Origin of the sequence: Nostoc sp. (assembly GCF_036917095.1) — a bacterium.
Lineage (GTDB): Bacteria > Cyanobacteriota > Cyanobacteriia > Cyanobacteriales > Nostocaceae > Nostoc.
Genome location: NZ_JBALFH010000014.1, coordinates 140,826 through 161,248, shown reverse-complemented (window position 1 = coordinate 161,248; position 20,423 = coordinate 140,826). Strand labels below are relative to the sequence as shown.

Sequence of the window (20,423 nt, the reverse complement as noted above, 5' to 3'; positions counted from 1 at the left end):
AAGTTGATTACACAGGGCTATTTCATTCTCATCTAGCCCGCCTCAGAATAAATTCTAAGGCTAATAGCACTCATTCGTCTAAAGACGACTAATAAAGGCTTTTAGTCCACTTTAGTGGAGTTAGGCTATTAGCCCGGAACTTTAGTTCTGGGCGGTTTATGTCTAGAACGAAATAGCCCTGGCTGATTACAGCTTACCAGTGAATACTCGTTCAGCTGGGCCTGTCATATAAACCCGTTGGTCAATTTCTGACCATTCAATTTGCAAGGGGCCACCTGGTAATTCTACAGTCGCAGCGCGATCGCATTTCCCGGTTAACACACCAGCCACCAAGGAAGCACAAGCACCAGTCCCGCAAGCTAAGGTAATCCCAGCCCCCCGTTCCCACACGCGCATTTTCAAATAGTCGCGACGTACCACTTGAATAAATTCGGTATTTATGCGTTGGGGAAAAACTGGGTGATGCTCAAATTTCGGGCCGATGCTTTCTAACTCAATTGCTGCGACATCTTCCACAAAAGTAATGCAGTGGGGATTTCCCATATTTACACAGGTGACATCCCAAGTTTGCCCCGCCACCTCTAACGGCTGAGAAATGACTTTTTCTTGGGCGGGTGCAAGAGTAGTCGGAATTTCGCCAGCGAGTAACCTGGGTAAACCCATGTCTACTTTAACTTGCCCATCAGATAAGAGTTGGGGAGTCATTACACCACCCAAAGTATGAATGCGATATGAATCTTGATTTCGGGATTCGCCTTCTAAATCTGCTAAAAAGCCAGCTAAACAGCGAATGCCATTGCCACACATTTCTGGTTCTGAACCATCAGAATTAAAAATCCGCATGGTGTAGTCAGTGCCATTTTCTCCAGGTAAGGCAAAAATTACACCATCAGCACCGATACCAAAATGGCGATCGCACAACTCGATCGCTTGCTCTGGAGTCACTACAGGCACAGATGACGAGCGATTGTCAATCAGGATAAAGTCGTTGCCTAGACCATGATACTTAGTAAATTCGATTGCCATTTCTTCAAGGATGAATTATCAAGGATTAGTTACTCTTTATTTTGCCTTGTAGGTTCATCTTTACTAAAAATGCTTACTGAATTTGACACCACTTTGCCTAGTATTATCCAAGTCCAAAACCTGATTAAACAAACAACGCCAGTAGAGTTAAAGTTGCTGACTGGCGATGTACTCACAGGAAGGGTTTTATGGCAAGACCCACAGTGTATCTCTATTGCGGATGAAAACAGTCAGCAAACCACCGTTTGGAAACAAGCGATCGCATACATCAAGCCGAAAACAACTTAGGAGATGAAAGTTGCCTTTTATTGCTGGGTAGCGCTAATACCGCTCTCAGCAAACCTCCATCCCCACCTATTAAATCACTACTAAGGGCTAAGGCTGCGATCGCTTTAACGGCGAAGTGTTTTAGAAGAAGAGAAAGCGATCGTTCTTTCAGCCGGGTGTGATGACTTTCTACGTAAAAAATTGGTGAAACGTAGCATTTAATACACTAGCGACTATCTAAGTGTTAAATATATATTTGCTGAAAATAACTCTTCAAATTTTGAATATACAGAAGAAAATTATTTAACATCTGATAAGCTAATTTGTATGTTTCAACAAGGGATTAATCAATTCTATGAGGCTGCTTGAAAAATAATTAGAAAAATTCCTAAAACAGAATTTTCTAATTTAAATTTTTACAAAAATTGTCTAGTAATTTAAATTTTAGCAACTAATTGATTTAGTTGAGTATTTGATTTGACAATGGTTAAAAAATATCAAATATTCTATGTTTAAATTTCTCAGATACGTTAGCATTTTTCTCATTATTGCCTGTTTGCTATTTGCTTGCCATGCTTGGGCACCGACCGAATTCAAACGCCCTCCCTTGAAAGTGGAATTTACATCTTTTGTTGGGGAGCATTCAGGCATCATTGCTCAAGAAAAAGGATTCTTCAAGGCTCAAGGTGTAGATGTAGAACTAATTCATAAGCGATACATCCAATTGGAAATAGCAAATTTCAGTGCGGGTAAGTATGATGGTATCATATTGACCTTGGGAGGTCTTATAAACTTGGGTGCCACAAATCCAGATATACAAGGCGTGGCAGTTATAGATGAATCAACAGGAGCAGATGTGGTAGTCGCTCAATCACAAATTAAAACCGTCGCTGACTTGAAAGGGAAAAAGCTGGGTGCAAATCTAGGCGGTTTTAGCGAAGTTTTTGTGACTGAGATGTTGAAAAGTGCCAAATTAACTAGCGATGATGTGAACTTGCTTAAATTAGAGGCTTTAGAAATTCCTCAAGGCCTGAAAAATAATGTTATTCAAGCCGGACACACTTGGGAACCCTATCTTTCTGAAGCTATTAAATCAGGGGGACATATCCTATTTACCAGCAAACAAACCCCTGGCTTGATTTTAGATATGATTGTCTTTCGCAGTGATACAATCCGCGATCGCCCTGAAGACATTCGTGCATTTGTGCGAGGATGGCTGCAAGCCTCGGCTTACTGGAAAGCAAACGTTCAGGAAGGAAACGCGATCGTCAGCAAAGCGTTAAAAATTCCTAGTAATACAATCTCTCTGGAGGGAATAAAGCTAACTGATTTAGCTGAAAATCAAAAATTATTTCAATCTAGCAACCCTAACTCTATCTACAAAACTGCCAAGATTTATGCAGACTTTTTTATTCGCTCTGGAAACGTGACGCGCATTCCTGAGCTAAAAAGTTTTTTCAATTCTTCCTTCTTGAACCCTGCCTCCTAGTTTAAAGCCATGCAACACTATATTTTGGGCAGCATCCGTACAAAGTTGATCGCCTCGTTTCTAGTTGTTGCTTTGGTTCCGTTGCTGTTATTGGCATTTATCAACAAACAGACAACTGAAAAAGCACTAACTGACAACGCGAAACAAGCCCTATCTGCGGCGGCTAAGGAAACCGCTAACAGAATAGATGCCTTTATTGATGGAAATCTCAATGCCGTGCGCGTAGAGGCAATTTTACCAGGTTTGGCACGCTACCTCAGCCTAATTCCAAAACAGCGAGATGACAGCCCCGAAATGCAATTGGCGACAGAAACATTAATCCATCTCAGTCGCAAAGATATGCTCAATGTTCTCTCCTATGCTTTGCTCGACTTAAACGGGAAAAATGTATTGGATACACAAACAGCGAACATTGGCAAAGATGAATCAGTTGAAGATTATTTTAAAAAACCGCTAGAAACTGGGTTATCCTTTGTTTCTAGCATGAAGCGATCGCCGACAAATACAGACCTTGTTACCGTCTTTTTTAGCAGTCCAGTTCGCAATGCCAAGAGAGATATATTAGGTGTATTGCGTGTTTCATACAATGCTACTGTTGTCCAGCAATTAGTAACTAGAGAAACTGAACGGGCTGGAGCAAAATCATTTGCTATTCTTTTAGATGAAAATAATATTTATCTGGCACATAGCACCGCACCAAAACTGCTTTTTAAATCAGTTGTGCCTCTGCCTTCTAATGTTATAACTCAACTGCAACAAGAAGGGCGTTTACCTAATTATCCTGTTAAAGAATTGGCAACTAATGAGTCAAAACTTCAGCAAGCATTGGAGAATAAACAGTCGGATTTAATTGCATCTTTGGAAGCGACAGGTAATCAGGTTAATCTGATTGCGATCGCTCCTTTAAAATATAAACCTTGGTCTGTGTTGTTCGCACAGCCCCTTGCTGTTGCCCTAGCACCTGTAAAAAAGCAAATTAGTAACGCAATGTTGCTATTTGCAATTATCGCTTCAGTAGTGACAATCATCGCTTTTGCCATTGGGCAACTGCTAACCCAGCCAATAATTTACCTTACCAATATAGTTTTCCAGTTTACCGTAGGTAACTTAGATATCCGCGCCAAAATTACCTCAAAAGACGAAATAGGTCAACTGGCAAAATCGTTTAACAACATGGCACTTCAGTTACAAACATCTTTGGAAACTTTGGAACAACGGGTACAGGAGAGAACAGCAGAGTTAGTAATTGCTAAAGAAAAAGCAGAAGATGCAAATCAAAAACTAGAACAACTGGTAAATGTAGATGGTTTGACTCAGGTGGCTAACCGTCACTGCTTCAATGGACGACTGCAAGCAGAATGGAAACGCCTTGCACGAGAACAACAACCTTTGTCACTGATTTTATTAGATGTTGATAAATTCAAATCTTACAACGACTACTATGGTCATCTTGGAGGCGATGATTGTCTAATCAGAATAGCGCAAACAGTGCAACAGACAGTTTATCGTTCTGCCGATCTCGTGGCGCGTTACGGTGGAGAAGAATTTTCGGTACTCCTCCCCAATACTGACTTAGCGGGATCAATCAAAGTAGCACAAAATATTCAACAAGCAATCCACGATCGGGCCATTCCCCATGCACAGTCTGATGTCAAGGATATCGTTACCCTTAGTTTGGGTATTAGTTGTGTCATACCCACTTGCAACATCAAGCCAGATACACTCATTGCTTCAGCCGATAAAGCACTGTACAATGCTAAAGAAAAAGGGCGCGATCGCTATTGTACTCAGTTGATTATCAACTAGGGGAGTCTTAAAGCTTAATCGATCGCACTATCGGCAGGTAAAAACTCTTTGAGCGCTTCTGCCTCAGCCGCTTTCACCATTGGGATAGAAAGGGGTACTGAATTTGCGATCGCAAATAACTGTTCTAGTTGACTTAGACCTGTCAAACCACCACATAATAATACTTGGTCGCCAACTCGCAAATCCATGCCACCATCTGGATAGCGGATAAACTTGCCATCTCGCCGGATCGCCTGTACCTGTACTCCATATTGCTTGGCGATATCTAAATCTGCAAGGGTTTTACCTAGCGTTGGCGTATCTGCATTAACTGTAACCCACTGGCAAGCACTATTTTCTCCGGGAACCGCCGCTTGTCCCTTAGCGAATTCTGCCAAAGCCGCCAGTTCTTCATCTGCTCCCACTACCAGTAGGCGATCGCCTGCTGCCAATTTGGTTTGATTATTGGGATAATCGATTTCATCCCCGTTAGCGCGGCGAATTGCCATCAAACTCGCTCCTGTTAAGTAGCGCATATCTGCTTCTTCTATGCTCATGCCAATTAAGGGCGAATCAGCTGGTAGAGGATACCAGCGCTGATTTAGATCGCGAGTTGCTTGCCGTAAATCACGAGCGACTTCAGTTGCAGAACGCTCTGGGCGCAAATCTAAATAATGATCGTTGCGGATTTGCTGCATTTCCCGTTGGACGACAGCTGGCGACAACAAGCCTAAGCCAGTTAATAAATAGGTTGCCATTTCTAAGCTGGCTTCAAACTCTGGTTGCACAACTTCCCTAGCTCCCAATTGATACAGCACCTCAATATTTTTATCCTGGGTAGCACGGACAACCAAATCTAATTCTGGGCGCAATTCCAGAGCGCGTTTCAAGCAAAGACGGGTACTCATGGGGTCTGGAAGTGCGATCGCCATTCCTTTGGCATGATTCACGCCGGCGGTTTCCAGAACGTGTAAACTCACGCAATTGCCATAAACATAAGACACCCCAGCCTCACGCAACTGCTGAATTCTACTTTCTGATTGGTCGATTACTACCACAGGCAGGTCGTGTTGCAACAACAACTTCACTAAATTTTTGCCGACTCGCCCATAACCGCAGACTACCACATGGTCTTTGAAAGGCAAATCTTCCGACACATCCCGTACCCGATCTTCTAGTAAATACGGTTTCAACCAGGGCATTGATTCGGCAAAATTAAATAAAAATGGCACTAACCGCAGTACAAAAGGAGTCAGCATCAGAGTGACTGCGGTGGTTCCCAAAATTAATAAGTATATTTGTCGGGACACCAGCCCTAAAGACTGCCCTTCACTTGCGAGAACAAAGGAAAATTCCCCAATTTGTGCCAGTCCCAAACCGGCGATTATCGCTGTTTTCAAAGGGTAGCCAAACAGCTTCACGAGGGGGGTGATAATCAAAAATTTCCCTACGAAAACTAGTGCCACCAGCCCCAAAATCAATTCTAGGTTGTTCCACAAAAACACTGGGTCGATTAACATCCCAATGGCGGCAAAAAATAAACTGGCAAAAATATCTCGCAGTGGTTCGACATAAGTCAGGGTTTGATCGGCGTACTCCACCTCAGAAATCATCAAACCGGCCACAAATGCCCCCATCTCAATCGACAGCCCTAAATGCTCTGTCAACAGAGCAATGCCCAAACACAGGGCTACAACGCCTAATAAAAATAGTTCTTTACTTTCGGTACGGGCTAGCAGTTGCAACAAAGGCGGTATCAGCCAAATCCCCGCAGCTATTGCACCAGCGGCAAATAAAGCAATCGAAGCTAGCGCTGTGAGGACGGCGATGCCAATAGTTTCAGCTGGTTGGTTAAGGGCTGGTAAGACTGCTAACATCAGTCCGAGAGCCAAGTCTTGTACTACCAAAATCCCCAGCATCACTTGCCCGTGAGGCGTTTCTGTTTCATTGCGCTCCATCAAGCATTTGAGGACAACGGCTGTGGAAGACAAGGACAGAATACACCCCAAGAACATGCCCTTAGCAGGTAAGGTTCCCCAGGCTCCGCTTAACCCGCACACCATAACTGTGACCAAAATCGTCAAAGCAATTTGGAGTCCACCTCCGCCAAGAGCGATCGCTTTTACCTTCTTGAGTTCCGCAAAAGAAAATTCTACACCCAAGGCGAATAATAAAAAGGCAACCCCGAACTGTGCCAGAGTCTCTACTTGAATAAGTTCTTTAATCAATCCCAGTCCGGCTGGGCCAACGATCATCCCGCCAATGAGATACCCTAGCAGCACGGGTTGTCGCAAAAGTGCCGCCAGCAGTCCACCGCAGGCTGCAACGCCTAAAACTAAAACTAAATCAACAATTAGCCTAAAATCTTCTTGCACCAGTTTTAAAAGAACTATTAATTAAGACCTATTAATTCAGCATACAAAGTTTTACGATCTCAAACAGCTTGTTTAGTGAAGGTACGACAAAATTTGTATGGGGCAGAGGGGGAATAAATCATCACAAAGACGCGATAAATCGCCGTCAAGACGAAAGATTGATTATTGTAGAGACGGCGATTCATCGCGTCTCTTGCCTTAACCGAACAGTATTGAAATAGAACTTACGCAAAAAGTGCTAAAAAGCTTAATTTATCGAACCGCCAAGAACGCCTTCTCTGCGAGAGGCTCCGCCAACGCGTAGTGTCTCAGAAGAATCGTAGAGTTTGCGTAAGTCCTATAAAAGCCTCATTCACAAGTATCAAAGGTGGACGAACCTAGCACTCATTAAATTTTAGGCGAGCTAAGGGCACTCAGTAGCAGTAGTGGCCACGGCACTTTAATATCAGGTATGAGCCATGAATAGTTTCTCAGTATAGGTAATGCAGCTGGCAGCACAAAACGCAGAGAACGTAGCGATGCAGGACGATCGCCATTTTCATCTACAATTCCATATTGCTTGGCTAGTTCGGCAACAATCTGGACGCGTCCTGTACGGCGCATGAGGTTTGGCTCACCAGCAAGTGCAGCGATCGCCCGTCCAGTAAATAAGGGAGTTTCCCAGTTGTAGCGATCGCCCAAAAATGAGTTTTTTGGCTCAGTAGCATTGGTTTGATTCGCTTCAGAAGCAAAACGGGAAAAAAGCTCAGTACCAACAATACCTGGCCAAATTGAAACAGAAGCGACGTTATAGGGTTTTAACTCAACAGCCATATCAGCTGCTAGGCGATCGCAAGCTGCTTTCCCAGCACCGTATGCTGTATTAAAAATATAAGACATACTACCCCACGAGGAAATGGTGCAAATTAGTCCAGAGTTACGCTTGGTCATCATTCGGGCAGCAAAAACACTCGCAACATAGTGGCTACGAAGACCAACGTTATTGCTAGCATCCCAAATACTTGGTTCACAATCCCAAAAGGGCTGCCCATAGGCGTCTTTTAATGCCTGAACTCCTGAGTAAGCATTATTCACCAGTAGGTCGAGTTGTCCATCCTGCTCATCTTGGATGCGCTCAAACAGTAAACGCACCTGCTCGTCGTCGCTGTGGTCTACTTGGACAGGAATGCACACACCACCGGCTTCCTCTATGGCTGATTGGGTTTCACTAAGGCTCCCTGAAACCCCATCGCTGGAAAAATTGTTGAGACTGCGACCCGTGACGTATACAGTTGCACCAGCCTCACCCAAGCCAATAGCAATTCCCCTACCAATTCCCCGCGTAGCACCTGTAACCAACGCCACTCTACCCTCAAGCTGTTTCATCATTGCTTTTCTCTGCCCCTTTTACTCTCCTTGTCTCCCCTGCTCCCCCCAGGGCTATTTCATCCCATAAGATAAAGGAGTTGTTTTCGATACCAAATTTCTCTATTAATACCCGACGATGCCGTTTGACAAGTTACCCACTTTGCAAGAAGTGCTTTGAAATTGCAGCAGAGGTGAAATTGCTAGACTCTGCACTTCCTGAACAATACCATCTCCTTGAATAATCGCCTGAGAACGTGACTGAATTAATTCCCGTATCTGCGGACAACCTAGAACAGGAGTCAGTTCTGTTAAAGCAAAGAGAAATTCTGTGTTTAATTTATCTAGGGATGGCCGCAATGTCTGGTTTAAGTCTGGCACGTGAGGAAAAGATTTAATGCCTTGCTTTTGCCAATTTTGAAAATCAACTGTTTGGATGAGTTTTCCTGCTTCTATTTGTGCTTGAAAAAATGCTGCAACTCTATCGGGTTCTAGGCTATGGCTTACTGCTTGTTGCCTAACCTTTAATAGTAACTCTTGTTCGCGCTTTCGATCCTCAATAGGACGTTTTTGATTCCATTTCCACCGGGCTACATCATGTGCAATTAGCAATCGCACTTTGGAGTTTTTTGTTAGTGTTGGTGATTTGGAATCTACCCCAATCCGCTCTAGCAGATGTCAACCCACAGGAGATAAATGCAATTAATTATTCGCACGCGGGATATTGCCCTGCAAGCCCTAAATACCCGCGATTTTGCCAAAATACAGCCTTACTTGCACCCAAATTTCACAATCACAACAGTTGATAACCAGACTTTTCATCAAGTTCCTGAGTTTGAAAAGTACTGGAATCAGCAGTTTTCCAGTTCCATTAAAGATATCAAAATGCAACTGAAAGGAGATACTCTCAGAACATTTCTCACTCCAGATATAGATGTTGCCTCTGGAGAAGCGATGTCTACGACGGGCTACGCCTACGCATCTTTCTCTTTCAAAGATGGCAAAGCGGCTGATATGGCGTTGCGATGGACAGCAGTGCTGCAAAAACTCCAAGATAAATGGACGATTCAATCGCTGCATTTTTCCTCAAATCTGCTGAATAACCCGGTGTTGAATGCTGCTCAACAATTGGGGCGCATTCTAGCAGTTGCAGCAGCGGTGGGCGGTTTCCTTCTGGGAGCAGTGACGATGCTATTATTACGTCGCAGGACTAAGCCACGAACCCAAAGGATATAGCAAATAAAGTGGGAAGAAGCACCTATCAGCACAGTAAAAATACTAGCTTTCATCGCCGTCTCAAAGCAACCATAGTAGTTTTATTAGTTTGGGGTAGCGTGAGTTTGCTGCACTGGCTACCAGAAACACAATGGTTGATGCTGGGATTAACGGCAGTCCTAACTGTGCAAACATTACGGATGCTGTTAGCAAAACCAGTGGCGGCGGTGATGGAGAGTGAGATTTATTTACCGCCAGTCTCGATTTTAGTTCCGGCTAAAAATGAAAGTTCAGTCTTGGCTAATCTAGTTTACAGCCTATGCCAATTGAATTATCCCAGCGATTCCCTAGATATCTGGGTTGTTGATGATGGGAGTACCGATGAAACCCCCCAGATATTGAGGGAATTACAAACTCAATTTCCAGCTTTACAAGTTCATCGACGGGAATCAAAAGGTGGTAAATCAGGGGCGTTGAATGCAGTGTTTCCCTTTACGCAAGGCGAGATTATCCTAGTCTGCGATGCGGATGCTCAATTACCTGCCAATTTTCTCCAGCAAACAGTACCTCTGTTTCAGAAGCAAGCGATCGGTGCAGTGCAAGTGCGAAAAGCGATTTCTAATGCTAATACGAATTTCTTAACCCGTTGCCAACAAATGGAAATGTGCTGTGATAGCTTTCTACAAACCCATCGCATTGCTATTGGTGGAATGTCTGAACTACGGGGTAATGGGATGTTAGTCCGTCGGGAATTGTTAGAAAAGTGTCAAGGTTGGAATGAGAACACTGTCACCGATGATTTGGATCTTTGCTTCAAACTCTATTTAGCAGGTGCAGAAATTGAGTTTGTTACAGTTCCATCAATTGAGGAAGAAGGTGTAACTACTTGGGAAAAACTTTGGTATCAACGCTGTCGTTGGGCTGAAGGTGGGTATCAGCGTTATCTGGATTATTTTCCGCAAATCCTTACTTTAGGTTGGGCGAAAGAAATTGATTTATTATTGTTTTTTCTCTTACAATTTATTCTACCAATTGGACTAATACCCGACTTACTTTGGACAATATTTTATAGCCATCATCCAGTTTTGTTTACCCTTCAGACATTACTCAGCATCATTTTGACAATTGCCTTTATTGCTGGACTTTACCAATTTCAAAATTTACGAGGATGGTCTTTGCTTTGGGCAACAATTCAAGGATCATTATACATGGTGCATTGGATTCCTGTGATGATTGTGACAACTTTAAAGATGTGTGTGCAAAAAGAGCGATCGCGCTGGGTGAAAACTGAGCATCGTGGTGGAACGGCATAAAGAAAATGAAATATAGTGTTAAATTTATCGAATTGTCAGATAATTGGAGCAACTTGTAGGATTATTTTAGTTGAGTAGAGGGGCTTAAATGTCTAAAGTAGAAGGCTTTAGGGTAAGAAATTATAGAGTTCTTCGCGATATCACTTTGGGAAAGTTGTGGAACACACAGAATGCCAAGCCATTAACGTCAATGACAGCAGTCATCGGTAAGAACGGTGTGGGAAAAAGCACCATTTTCGACACTTTTGGATTTCTTGCAGACTGCTTAAAAAATGGAGTAGAGGAAGCGTGCGATTCTCGTGGTCGTGGCGGTTTTGAGAGAATTCGTTCCCAAGGGCAAGAGGGAAGTATTGAGTTTGATATTTATTATAAAGAGGATCGTAATGCCAGACCAATTACCTATGAGTTAGCAATAGATATTGACTCCTCTGGAAGACCTTATGTAAAACGGGAGAGACTCAGACAACGAAGAAAAGGACAAAGCAGGGGACAACCTTTTTCTTTTCTAATTCTCAATGAAGGTAGAGGAATCGCATGGAAGGGCGAACAAGAAGGCAAACAAGTTGAGGAAGAAGAAGGTGATTTTGATTTGTCAAAACTAATAGAAAAAATACAGAGAGGTGAAGCAGAAGAAGAGAGTAAAGAAACCGAAGTAGTTGAACTTGACGATAAGCGAAAACTGGGTATTGCAACTTTGGGATCACTAAAACAACACCCAAGAATTTCTGTATTTAGGAGATTTATTGAAGGATGGTATTTAAGCTATTTTACTCCAGATGCTGCACGAAGTTTGCCTTTGGCTGGGCCACAAAAGCATTTGAATATTCATGGCGATAATCTGGGCAATGTAGTTCAGTTTATGGAGAGAGAACATCCTAAAAAGTTTCAATCCATACTTGAAAAGATATCTAGCAAAATTCCAGGTATCAACAAGATTAGCACCGAAAGAAGTCCAGACGGAAGGCTCCTACTGCGTTTTAATGACAAGGGTTTTCAAGACCCCTTCTATGCACAACAAATGTCAGATGGAACACTTAAGGTATTCGCTTATCTACTCTTGTTAGAAGATCCCTCACCGCCACCATTTTTGTGTATTGAAGAGCCAGAAAATGGACTTTACCATAAACTTTTAGAAACCCTAGCGCGAGAATTTCGGGAACACGCTACAGGTCAGAAAGGTGGATCACAAATATTTGTAACAACACATCAGCCATATTTTGTGGATGCCCTTGAACCTGACGAGGTTTGGGTCTTGGAAAAGGGCGAAGATGGATTTGCTAAAATTAAGCGAGCTAGTGAAGATCCTCTGATCAATAACCTTGTTTCTGAAGGTTTACCCCTTGGCGGACTTTGGTACAGTGACTATTTGGATGCAAGTTGAGTATATGCACTTTGAGATACTCGTTGAGGATATTTCCGGCAAAACTGCTCTTGAGATTCTTGTTCCAAAAATTATTAACACCGAACAACACACATTTAATATCCATGCTTACAAAGGAATAGGGCATATTCCTAAAAATCTAACATCTACTTCTGATCCCAAAAAACGAATTCTGCTCGACCAGTTGCCGCGACTTATTCAAGGCTACGGCAATACATTTGCCAGTTATCCCCCTGATTATCATGCTGTCCTGATAATCATTTGCGATCTTGATGACCGATGCCTGAGTGCTTTTCGCAAAGAACTACTTGAACTCGTAAATTCTTGTAATCCTAAACCAAAGACACAACTTTGCATCGCTATTGAGGAAGGAGAAGCATGGTACTTAGGTGATTTAGCAGCAGTGAAGGCAGCTTATCCGAATGCAAAACAAGCAGTCCTAAATTCATACACCAACGATGAGATTTGTGGCACATGGGAGAAGTTAGCTGACGCAGTATATTCCGGTGGTTGCCAAAAGTTATCTAAACTTGCTTATCAGGTAATTGGTAAAGAGAAAGCAATTTGGGCTGAAAGGATATCTCCCCTTATGGACATTGGCAATAATCAATCACCAAGTTTCTGCTATTTTCGAGATCAGCTTCGACGTTTAAGTGGGGAGTAGAGCAAAGAAGGGCAACAAACAATTATGTTAGATTTGCTGATTCAAAACGGGTTAATTTTCGATGGCTTAGGTTCTTCACCTGTGCGCGGAGATATCGGTATTCAAAATGGCCGCCTTGTCACCCTTGCACCCTCATTAACTATCCCAGCGCGTGAAGTGGTTGATGCTTCTGGGTTATGGGTGACACCGGGATTTATAGATATTCATACTCATTACGATTTAGAATTAGAAATTGCACCAGGATTGAGCGAATCAGTTCGTCATGGTGTTACTAGCGTGGTTATTGGTAACTGTAGCTTGTCTGTTGCGATCGCAGAACCCCAAATCTTGGCTGATATTTTTCAGAGGGTAGAGACACTTTCTCATCGGCTGATTGCAAAATGGCTACAAAAGTCGGTTTCCTGGCAGACACCAGCAGAATATTTACAGCATTTGCAACAGTTACCCCTTGGCCCCAATGTTGCCCCAATGTTTGGACACAGTGCCTTACGCGCTTATGTGATGGGATTAGAACGCAGCTTAACCGTTCAGCCGACAAAATTTGAACTAAATCTTATGCAGCGCATAGCCAGAGATGCAATAGATGCTGGCTTTATTGGCATTTCTATTGATATGTTTCCCTGGCATCGGATGAGTGGAGAATGGCAAGGCTGCACAATTCCTTCTCAACACGCCAAATTTAAAGAATATGCAATGTTGGCGGATTTATGTCGGCGGTGCGATCGCGTTTTTCAAGTCACACCCAATTTACAAAAGCTATCTTCCTTTGCAGATATTCTGCGTATGGGTTCAGGGATTGGACAAAAACCACTGCGGCTAACAGTCCTCTCAGCCTTAGATGCCGTACACGATCGCAAACTATGGCGAATATTTTCCCCCCTACTTTTTATTTGGAATCGGCTTCTAAATGGGAATGTGCGCTTTCAAACCCTAACTGAACCCTTCACCATTTACTCTGATGGATCTGTGACTCCCTTATTTGAAGAATTCTCCACAGGCGCACAACTCAATGGCTGTCAGTCACGAGAGGAAAGGCAACAACTATGGGCATCGGAAATTTTTCGTCGTCAATTTCGCCAAGAATGGCTCAGTAAATGGCGTAAATCATTCCATCGTCAGTTAGATTTGATGGAAGTTATTCACTGTCCCGAAGTAAGTTGGCAAGGGTTAAGTTTTGCAGAGATTGCTCGTCAAAAGCAACAAGAACCAGTAGATTTATTTATCCACGCATTACAAAAATACGATACAGATTTACGCTGGGTGGCGACAGGAGCGAACGATCGCCTAAAACCCCGTTTATCGATGATGCAGCATCCTCATATTTTGCCTGGTTTTACCGATGCTGGCGCTCACGTCCGTAACCTGGGCTACTATGATGGAGCTTTGTCTTTGCTCAAACAAGCAGTTGCAACCAAGTTTCTTTCACCTGAAGCTGCGATTTGCCGGGTTACGGGAGAACCTGCTGGTTGGTTTCGTCTTGATACGGGAGTTCTCAAAGTTGGTGCGAAAGCGGATATACTTTTACTCGATCCTAATGCTTTAAATCAGCCAATTAGCCCGCAGGTGCAGATATCAGATCCAGTTTTAGATGGTGAACCTCGGATGGTTAAGCGTGGTTCGGATGATATTGTGCAAGGGGTTTATATTAATGGGGTTCGGGTTGTTTGTCGGGGGAAAGTGAGCGATCGCTTGGGGCGTGAAAAATTGGGAACGGTTTTGTCTCCTTGTTGAATTATCTCATGCGGAAGCTTGAGAGGGGAGCATTGAATTGCTTTTACCCCACACCAGCAATCACCTGTCCAATATCTTGAGGAGTTGCACCTGTTGCTAACATTGCCCGGATCAACAATTCAATTGATACTGAAGCATCGCCATTTTCAGCTTTAGCAATCCGAGGTTGGCTAGAACTAATCTTAGCAGCGAGTTCACTTTGAGTCATCAGTTTTTGCCGACGCTCCTTCAAGTTTTGGCTGAGGGCTAGCTTAATTTCAACAAAGATAGTTTCTTCGGGCGTTAACTCCAAAAAATCTGAAACTGTGCCAATTTTCCAGCCTTTAGATTCCAAACGTTCTCTCTTTGCTTGCTCCATTACATTACTCCTGTTGATCGGTATCATATTTGCTCAGACGCTTTTTGCAAACCTCAATTACTTTCTTAGATGTTGTTCTCGTTGTTTTATTAAAGACTTCAACAATCAAGATTGCATCGTCATCAATTCGATAAATGATCCTCCAGTTTTTTTCTGCATCTCGAATACGTAATTCATGACAGTGAATTCCTATACTTGGCATAGGGCGCGAATCTGGCAACCCAATGGATTCACCTTCTTGTAATTGTCTGAGCACAACACCCGCTTCTATGCGTGCTTCTTGGGTGAAAGGTGGGGTTTTAACTTCACCATGTAACCAAACTAAAGGTTTGCTTTGATCTCCCATGCTCTATTTATATCATATCTGATATATCGATATAATATACCTATGAAAGGGAACTTATATTAATGGGATTCAGCTTCTTTGTGTGGGCAAGGTGAGCGATCGCTTAGGGCGGGAAAAGTTGGGAACTGTTTTGTTTCCTTGTTGAATTATCTCACGCAGAGAGGCAAAGAGTTGTTAGGAGGAATTTTGTATAAAAGTTGAATATTTAAGATATTTAGAAATATTAGTGCTATTTTCATGAAAATGGCACTAATATTTTACCTAGCTGAATCGGTTGGTGTGATATAAAAAATTTTTCCGCATAATAAATATTTAGATTTTCTCTAATCACGATATGAGTGAACCCGTTCGTCAACATTGGGTGCCAAAAATATATCTTCGGAATTTTGCTACACCTGAGAGCATTAACATGAGTAGTCCGAAGGTTAATGTGTACGATTTAGGTTTTAAGAAACAATTTTGTACCTCAATAGATAAGGTTCTTGTTCAGAAACACTTGTATACACTTGGAGCAGATAGCGATTCACCTCTATATGTAGTTGAAAAAACTCTGGCAAAAATTGAGGGATGGAGTAAGTCATGCATAGAGGCTTTTTCTAAAGGACAAACAATTCATACAAATCCCCAATCGAAATACATTGCAGCAGTATTCTTTGCTACCTTACTTATGCGTAATCCCCATATGCTGGAAGTTCAAGAAAATGGCTTTCGTGATTTAAAGGATTTAAGAGAGAATAGCAATTACTCCAGCTTGGAAAGTAAAATATCAGATTTTATAATAGATGAGGAAAATGGGGAAAGTTTGAGAGAAATATCGGATTGGTTCTCTCAACTAGACCAAGAAGGAAAGCACATTTTTTTTGTGCGCTCAATCATTGACACTGCGACCACACTTGCTCAATCTCTGTTGAAGAAAAAATGGTGCCTTTTACGTTCAGTAGATGGATATTTTGTAACTTCAGATAATCCGATTACGGTATTTCATCCAAAAGCCTCTCCATATGGAATATGTACAGATGGTGTTCATATTCATATTGCAATCACGCCGAGAATCTTGTTGCTTCTGGGAGGGGAAGTCTCTTTAGATGAGAATCAAGTTTATGATGTCCCGCTAGAATTAGTAGAGCATATGAATTATTTAACTATTGCCAAGGCGGAACGATTTATAATATCCTCGTTTACATTTGACGATCTTCAGAATCTTATTCGGGAAACTAAGCAAAAAATCTAACAATTCGCTTGGAACAGACTGCTGAAATCCATGAGAGTGGATGCAGAGATCAACTATCAGCCACTGAAACGTTATGCTGCGAGTACAGTGCGATCGCCGATCTTGTCGGTTGGGTTAAGGTTCAAGAGACAGTGCGAGCGCTCTTCCTGTACGCTACGTTAACGAAACATAACGCACCATTTTTATGAGAGTACTACCTACGGCGAGTGGAGCGATCGCTTTATTCAGCAATTGTGCCTCACAGATAATCACTTCTCAATAACTTGTAAAATTTAAACAGCGAATAATTCCTCGATTCTTATGAATGTAAAACTCCAGACCGAAAAAGACAAGCTACAGGCAAGCACTAGTATAAACATAAATCAAGAAACAGAAAACGAAAAAGTTCTATGTCCTCATTGTCAGCGCACTGCTACAAACGGTATTAAATGTAAAGGTATTTGTGTAGCTGATAATGACTATTAAGGTATAAATTATATCGATCTTCGTTCTTGTAGGCTATGTTAACGAAATATAAAGCACTATTTTTATGAAAGCGATGCCTACAGTGGATAAAGTGCGATCGCTGAGTTTCAAACAGAGTATAGCAACTAAATTTGATGCACTACACAACCCAACGATTTTGGCAATGCTATGATGCTGTTAACCTGAATTCAGTAAATAAACAAATCTAGTTATGCTCTACAAAATTCCACTACTACTTACACCTCAGCCAGAAGGTGGGTTTACGGTAACTTCTCCGCTTTTGCCAGAATTGATAACTGAGGGTAACTCTGTGGACGAAGTTTTAGTGAATGCTAGAGATGCATTTGAAGCGGTTCTTGAAGTGTATGAAGATTTAGGTAAAGAGCTTCCTCACAACCTACAATCTGTAGACCAAAGCTCACCAGCCTTGATAGAAACAATTATCTCTACCAAATGAACTATAGAGAAGTTGCAAGAAATTATCTAGGCTTGGATGTGAAGAAATTCCCAGACGTGGTGGAGGCTCGCATAGGAAGTGGTTTAATCCAATTACGCAGAAAGCAACTGTACTTCCTGACTGGAGTGACCGCGATCTAAAACTAGGAACATTACGAGCAGCTATAAAACAACTAGGAATTGAGTGGTCTGACTTTGAAGATACATAACTAATCATTGTACCTGCTGTGAGTAGGGGATTGTATAATTGCCCTCATTACAAAAAATCGATAGCATGAGGGTATAACATTAGTTATAGCAATCTATGAAAATAGCTATTTCCATTCCCGATCCTCTGTTTGAAGCTGCTGAAAAATTTGCAAAACTTATGGGGTTATCCCGTAGTCAGCTTTATGCTGTGGCACTTCAAGAATACTTGCGATCGCATAAACAGGATCAAATTACTCAACAGTTAGATGCCGTATATGCTGATGAAGACAGTAGTCTTGATCCATTGTTTGTAAAGCTAGAAACCCATACGATATCTGAGGAAAATTGGTGATGCAACGAGGTGAAAATTGTAAGGTTTTGACATGAATTCTAATCCTCAACGAAGTTTTAAAAATCAGATTAATAATCAAATTTTAGATCATCCTTTTACAGACTATTGGGATATTTTTATTCTTAAACATCAACATCCAATTAATATTACTCTACACATTCTAGGAATATTGTTTTTTTACAGTTTACTCTTTTATACTTGGAATTTGCAAAATTTTTGGTTACTCTTAGCCTTACCGTTAACTCAATTATTGGGATTAACTGGACATTTTTTATTTGAGCGTAGCCATATTGATTTACAAGATGCTGTATTTTCTTGGCGGGCTTCTTATTGTTTAGGTAAAATGTTATTTAGAATCTTGATGGGTAAATATCGAGATGACATTCGCCAAAGACAAGAAATATTAAATAATTATCTATCAAACAATTATGCAAATATTCAATAATTGGAATGTAATTGCAAAGGGTTGGTATATTGCCTGTCCTAGTGATGAAATCCCTAAAAAAACAGCAAAATCTGTAGAAGTATGCGGTCATAAGATTGCCATTTTTAGAGGTGAAGATGGTCAAGTAAGGGCTTTAGATGCTTACTGCCCTCATTTGGGTACAGATTTAGGAATTGGGAAGGTTGATGGTAATTGGATTCGTTGTGCATTTCATCATTGGGCATTTGATGAAACAGGAATTTGTCAAAATATTCCCTGTCAATCAGAAATTCCTACTCAAGCTAAATTGCAAGCTTATGCAACAGAGGAAAAGTATGGATTTATCTGGATTTATCCAGATACTAAAGCACCAGAGAGAGTGGCTGATTTTGATGAGTTGAAGGGAAAAGAAATTGTTGCACAAGCTGATATTGCATTTGAAAGAAGTTGCCATCATCATATTTGTATGATGAATGGGATTGATGCTCAACATTTAAAAACAATCCATCATTTAGATATCAAAATGGAACTGTCGCTACATCGCAGCGAATTAGGAACACAAATTGACTTTACAATGCGGGGACAATTTCCTCAAACTACATTTCGAGAAAAGTTAGGTCAAAGATTTCTTGGTTCTACATATCAGTATTCAATGCGTTATGCTCATGGTTGCATTGGTTTGTTAACAATGATGAAGGATGTCAGGCTTTTTCCACCACTGTTTATGATATATGCTTATACTCCCATTGCACCTGGAAGAACGAGAATTCAACCGATTTATGTAACTGAAAAGCGTCAAGGTATTGTGGGATATTTGCTGAGTCAGTTTTTGTTATTCTGTACTCGGTTAGCTTACTATATGCTCAGAGATGAGGATGGCAAAATTTACGACAATATTCGCTTTAATCCGAAATTACTGCTTAGTATCGATCGTCCATTAGCTGAATATATGGAGTATGTAAATCAGCTAAAACCGTCTCGATGGTCAAAAAATAGGGGTGTAGAATAGTAGGTTGGATTAGCGATCGCGTAACCTAACAAAAGCTTTGGTAATGTTGCGTTTTGTTTCTCAATCTAAATACATCTTAATTATTTTGTAGAGTGCGCGATTTACATCAACTCTATATTGAGAAGGTGCAAGATGTGAATACAGAATTGTAGCGCAGATAACCATTCTGGAATCTGTCACATTACACCGTAAATTTACCATAATGGTCGATAAAGTTTTAATTAAATATAATACAAATCGAGTCTAAGTAATTTACGAGTAATGAAAAGTTTGCTGATTCCTGTTCAAAATTTGCAGCCAAGCGATCGCATCGCCATGTATGCGTTGCTGCAAAATCACTTCCAAGGTATAACCTGGGATGGGTTTCAAATGGATCTAGAGCGCAAAAACTGGGTTTTGTTGTTGAGAGATGAAACATCCAACGCACTCAAAGGATTTTCAACTCTGATGCTATGCCAAACAACTTTTTTGGGAGAAAAAATTAGTGTGGTGTATTCTGGCGACACTATTGTTGATCCTAGTGCTTGGTCGAGTACAACACTACCACGTAGTTGGATTGCCGCTATTAATTTTCTGCGTCAACACTATGCAGAAAATAAACTTTACTGGCTGCTAATTTGCTCTGGTTTTCGTACTTATCGTTTTCTCCCTACTTTTTGGCAAGATTTCTATCCGCGTTATGATGTTACAACACCTGCCGATGTTACAAATCTGATGGCGAGTTTAGCAAGCGAATACTATGGTAGTTTATACCAAGAATTAACTGGTATCGTCAATTTTCCGCATCCCCAAATTCTCTCTGAAGGGTTAATTGAAATCCCCACAGGAAGACAGGCTAACCCCCATATCCAGTTTTTTGAAGAAAAAAACCCCGGCTATCGATTAGGGGATGAATTAGTTTGTTTAACTGAAATTAACTATGACAATCTCACTCGTGCTGGAAAACGGATGTGGGAGTCAGAATCATCGTTACAATTTGTGCAAGATTGTGTTCTCATTTAAC

Annotated in this window: 21 protein-coding genes; 15 read left to right on the top strand and 6 right to left on the bottom strand. The window is 41.5% G+C overall.

Annotation, left to right across the window (positions count from 1 at the left end):
* Positions 1-186: 186 nt before the first annotated feature.
* A complete protein-coding gene (gene dapF, locus V7L01_RS03595) occupies positions 187-1,026 on the bottom strand; it encodes a diaminopimelate epimerase (RefSeq protein ID WP_335031985.1) in 840 nt (279 codons plus the stop codon).
* Between the two features lie 69 nt (positions 1,027-1,095).
* On the opposite strand from dapF, the gene V7L01_RS03590 reads away from it, so the two are divergent.
* From V7L01_RS03590 to V7L01_RS03580, 3 genes are all read left to right on the top strand, one after another.
* The gene (locus V7L01_RS03590) at positions 1,096-1,314 is read left to right on the top strand and encodes an Hfq-related RNA-binding protein (RefSeq protein ID WP_323234006.1); all 219 of its coding nucleotides are present in this window, start codon (positions 1,096-1,098) and stop codon (positions 1,312-1,314) included.
* Between the two features lie 487 nt (positions 1,315-1,801).
* The gene (locus V7L01_RS03585) at positions 1,802-2,782 is read left to right on the top strand and encodes an ABC transporter substrate-binding protein (protein WP_335031982.1); all 981 of its coding nucleotides are present in this window, start codon (positions 1,802-1,804) and stop codon (positions 2,780-2,782) included.
* Positions 2,783-2,791: 9 nt separating this feature from the next.
* Complete coding sequence (locus tag V7L01_RS03580) at positions 2,792-4,588, top strand: sensor domain-containing diguanylate cyclase (protein ID WP_335031980.1); 1,797 nt, start codon at positions 2,792-2,794, stop codon at positions 4,586-4,588.
* Between the two features lie 14 nt (positions 4,589-4,602).
* On the opposite strand, the gene V7L01_RS03575 is transcribed toward V7L01_RS03580, so the two are convergent.
* From V7L01_RS03575 to aroQ, 3 genes are all read right to left on the bottom strand, one after another.
* Positions 4,603-6,942, bottom strand: coding sequence for a cation:proton antiporter domain-containing protein (locus tag V7L01_RS03575; RefSeq protein WP_335031979.1), 2,340 nt, complete (start codon positions 6,940-6,942; stop codon positions 4,603-4,605).
* A gap of 387 nt (positions 6,943-7,329) precedes the next feature.
* Positions 7,330-8,307: an SDR family NAD(P)-dependent oxidoreductase gene (locus V7L01_RS03570; protein WP_335032176.1), complete on the bottom strand. Its 978-nt coding sequence runs from the start codon at positions 8,305-8,307 to the stop codon at positions 7,330-7,332.
* 105 nt (positions 8,308-8,412) lie between these two features.
* A complete protein-coding gene (gene aroQ / locus V7L01_RS03565) occupies positions 8,413-8,904 on the bottom strand; it encodes a gamma subclass chorismate mutase AroQ (protein ID WP_335031978.1) in 492 nt (163 codons plus the stop codon).
* Between the two features lie 78 nt (positions 8,905-8,982).
* Between aroQ and V7L01_RS03560 the strand changes: the two genes are divergently transcribed.
* The 5 genes from V7L01_RS03560 to V7L01_RS03540 all read left to right on the top strand — a co-directional run bounded on the left by V7L01_RS03560 (position 8,983) and on the right by V7L01_RS03540 (position 14,590).
* Positions 8,983-9,522 carry a YybH family protein gene (locus V7L01_RS03560; protein ID WP_335031976.1) on the top strand — a complete coding sequence of 180 codons (540 nt, stop codon included), beginning with the start codon at positions 8,983-8,985 and terminating at the stop codon, positions 9,520-9,522.
* A gap of 8 nt (positions 9,523-9,530) precedes the next feature.
* A complete protein-coding gene (locus tag V7L01_RS03555) occupies positions 9,531-10,814 on the top strand; it encodes a glycosyltransferase (RefSeq protein ID WP_335031975.1) in 1,284 nt (427 codons plus the stop codon).
* 88 nt (positions 10,815-10,902) lie between these two features.
* Positions 10,903-12,195, top strand: a complete 1,293-nt coding sequence (locus tag V7L01_RS03550) for an AAA family ATPase (protein ID WP_335031973.1) — start codon at positions 10,903-10,905, stop codon at positions 12,193-12,195.
* On the top strand, positions 12,173-12,859 hold the full coding sequence (locus V7L01_RS03545) for a hypothetical protein (protein WP_335031971.1): 687 nt from the start codon (positions 12,173-12,175) through the stop codon (positions 12,857-12,859). The genes V7L01_RS03550 and V7L01_RS03545 overlap by 23 nt, the downstream gene beginning before the upstream one ends.
* A gap of 24 nt (positions 12,860-12,883) precedes the next feature.
* On the top strand, positions 12,884-14,590 hold the full coding sequence (locus V7L01_RS03540) for an N-acyl-D-amino-acid deacylase family protein (RefSeq protein ID WP_335031969.1): 1,707 nt from the start codon (positions 12,884-12,886) through the stop codon (positions 14,588-14,590).
* A 43-nt stretch (positions 14,591-14,633) separates the two neighbouring features.
* Here V7L01_RS03540 and V7L01_RS03535 read toward each other — a convergent pair whose 3' ends face one another.
* The gene (locus V7L01_RS03535) at positions 14,634-14,948 is read right to left on the bottom strand and encodes a helix-turn-helix domain-containing protein (protein WP_335031967.1); all 315 of its coding nucleotides are present in this window, start codon (positions 14,946-14,948) and stop codon (positions 14,634-14,636) included.
* 4 nt (positions 14,949-14,952) lie between these two features.
* Complete coding sequence (locus V7L01_RS03530; protein WP_335031965.1) at positions 14,953-15,294, bottom strand: type II toxin-antitoxin system RelE/ParE family toxin; 342 nt, start codon at positions 15,292-15,294, stop codon at positions 14,953-14,955.
* Between the two features lie 334 nt (positions 15,295-15,628).
* On the opposite strand from V7L01_RS03530, the gene V7L01_RS03525 reads away from it, so the two are divergent.
* The 7 genes from V7L01_RS03525 (at position 15,629) to V7L01_RS03500 (ending at position 20,422) form a co-directional block, all read left to right on the top strand.
* The gene (locus tag V7L01_RS03525; RefSeq protein WP_335031963.1) at positions 15,629-16,525 is read left to right on the top strand and encodes a DUF4238 domain-containing protein; all 897 of its coding nucleotides are present in this window, start codon (positions 15,629-15,631) and stop codon (positions 16,523-16,525) included.
* A gap of 676 nt (positions 16,526-17,201) precedes the next feature.
* Positions 17,202-17,447 carry a type II toxin-antitoxin system HicB family antitoxin gene (locus V7L01_RS03520; RefSeq protein WP_335031961.1) on the top strand — a complete coding sequence of 82 codons (246 nt, stop codon included), beginning with the start codon at positions 17,202-17,204 and terminating at the stop codon, positions 17,445-17,447.
* A 46-nt stretch (positions 17,448-17,493) separates the two neighbouring features.
* Positions 17,494-17,655 carry a type II toxin-antitoxin system HicA family toxin gene (locus V7L01_RS35310; protein WP_442936933.1) on the top strand — a complete coding sequence of 54 codons (162 nt, stop codon included), beginning with the start codon at positions 17,494-17,496 and terminating at the stop codon, positions 17,653-17,655.
* 95 nt (positions 17,656-17,750) lie between these two features.
* On the top strand, positions 17,751-17,987 hold the full coding sequence (locus V7L01_RS03515; protein ID WP_335031959.1) for a ChpI protein: 237 nt from the start codon (positions 17,751-17,753) through the stop codon (positions 17,985-17,987).
* A gap of 31 nt (positions 17,988-18,018) precedes the next feature.
* Positions 18,019-18,432 (top strand): Mpo1-like protein, encoded by a 414-nt coding sequence (locus tag V7L01_RS03510; protein WP_335031957.1) that lies wholly within the window; start codon positions 18,019-18,021, stop codon positions 18,430-18,432.
* The gene (locus V7L01_RS03505; RefSeq protein WP_335031955.1) at positions 18,416-19,420 is read left to right on the top strand and encodes an aromatic ring-hydroxylating dioxygenase subunit alpha; all 1,005 of its coding nucleotides are present in this window, start codon (positions 18,416-18,418) and stop codon (positions 19,418-19,420) included. The genes V7L01_RS03510 and V7L01_RS03505 overlap by 17 nt, the downstream gene beginning before the upstream one ends.
* A 261-nt stretch (positions 19,421-19,681) precedes the next feature.
* Positions 19,682-20,422, top strand: a complete 741-nt coding sequence (locus V7L01_RS03500; RefSeq protein ID WP_335031953.1) for a hypothetical protein — start codon at positions 19,682-19,684, stop codon at positions 20,420-20,422.
* The last annotated feature ends 1 nt before the right edge of the window (position 20,423 follow it).

Coding starts and splice junctions, on each gene's coding strand:
- dapF (WP_335031985.1), bottom strand. CDS start 1,026: ATGGCAATCGAATTTACTAAGTATCATGGTCTAGGCAACGACTTTATC.
- V7L01_RS03590 (WP_323234006.1), top strand. CDS start 1,096: ATGCTTACTGAATTTGACACCACTTTGCCTAGTATTATCCAAGTCCAA.
- V7L01_RS03585 (WP_335031982.1), top strand. CDS start 1,802: ATGTTTAAATTTCTCAGATACGTTAGCATTTTTCTCATTATTGCCTGT.
- V7L01_RS03580 (WP_335031980.1), top strand. CDS start 2,792: ATGCAACACTATATTTTGGGCAGCATCCGTACAAAGTTGATCGCCTCG.
- V7L01_RS03570 (WP_335032176.1), bottom strand. CDS start 8,307: ATGAAACAGCTTGAGGGTAGAGTGGCGTTGGTTACAGGTGCTACGCGG.
- V7L01_RS03560 (WP_335031976.1), top strand. CDS start 8,983: ATGCAATTAATTATTCGCACGCGGGATATTGCCCTGCAAGCCCTAAAT.
- V7L01_RS03550 (WP_335031973.1), top strand. CDS start 10,903: ATGTCTAAAGTAGAAGGCTTTAGGGTAAGAAATTATAGAGTTCTTCGC.
- V7L01_RS03540 (WP_335031969.1), top strand. CDS start 12,884: ATGTTAGATTTGCTGATTCAAAACGGGTTAATTTTCGATGGCTTAGGT.
- V7L01_RS03535 (WP_335031967.1), bottom strand. CDS start 14,948: ATGGAGCAAGCAAAGAGAGAACGTTTGGAATCTAAAGGCTGGAAAATT.
- V7L01_RS03530 (WP_335031965.1), bottom strand. CDS start 15,294: ATGGGAGATCAAAGCAAACCTTTAGTTTGGTTACATGGTGAAGTTAAA.
- V7L01_RS03525 (WP_335031963.1), top strand. CDS start 15,629: ATGAGTGAACCCGTTCGTCAACATTGGGTGCCAAAAATATATCTTCGG.
- V7L01_RS03520 (WP_335031961.1), top strand. CDS start 17,202: ATGCTCTACAAAATTCCACTACTACTTACACCTCAGCCAGAAGGTGGG.
- V7L01_RS03515 (WP_335031959.1), top strand. CDS start 17,751: ATGAAAATAGCTATTTCCATTCCCGATCCTCTGTTTGAAGCTGCTGAA.
- V7L01_RS03510 (WP_335031957.1), top strand. CDS start 18,019: ATGAATTCTAATCCTCAACGAAGTTTTAAAAATCAGATTAATAATCAA.
- V7L01_RS03505 (WP_335031955.1), top strand. CDS start 18,416: ATGCAAATATTCAATAATTGGAATGTAATTGCAAAGGGTTGGTATATT.
- V7L01_RS03500 (WP_335031953.1), top strand. CDS start 19,682: ATGAAAAGTTTGCTGATTCCTGTTCAAAATTTGCAGCCAAGCGATCGC.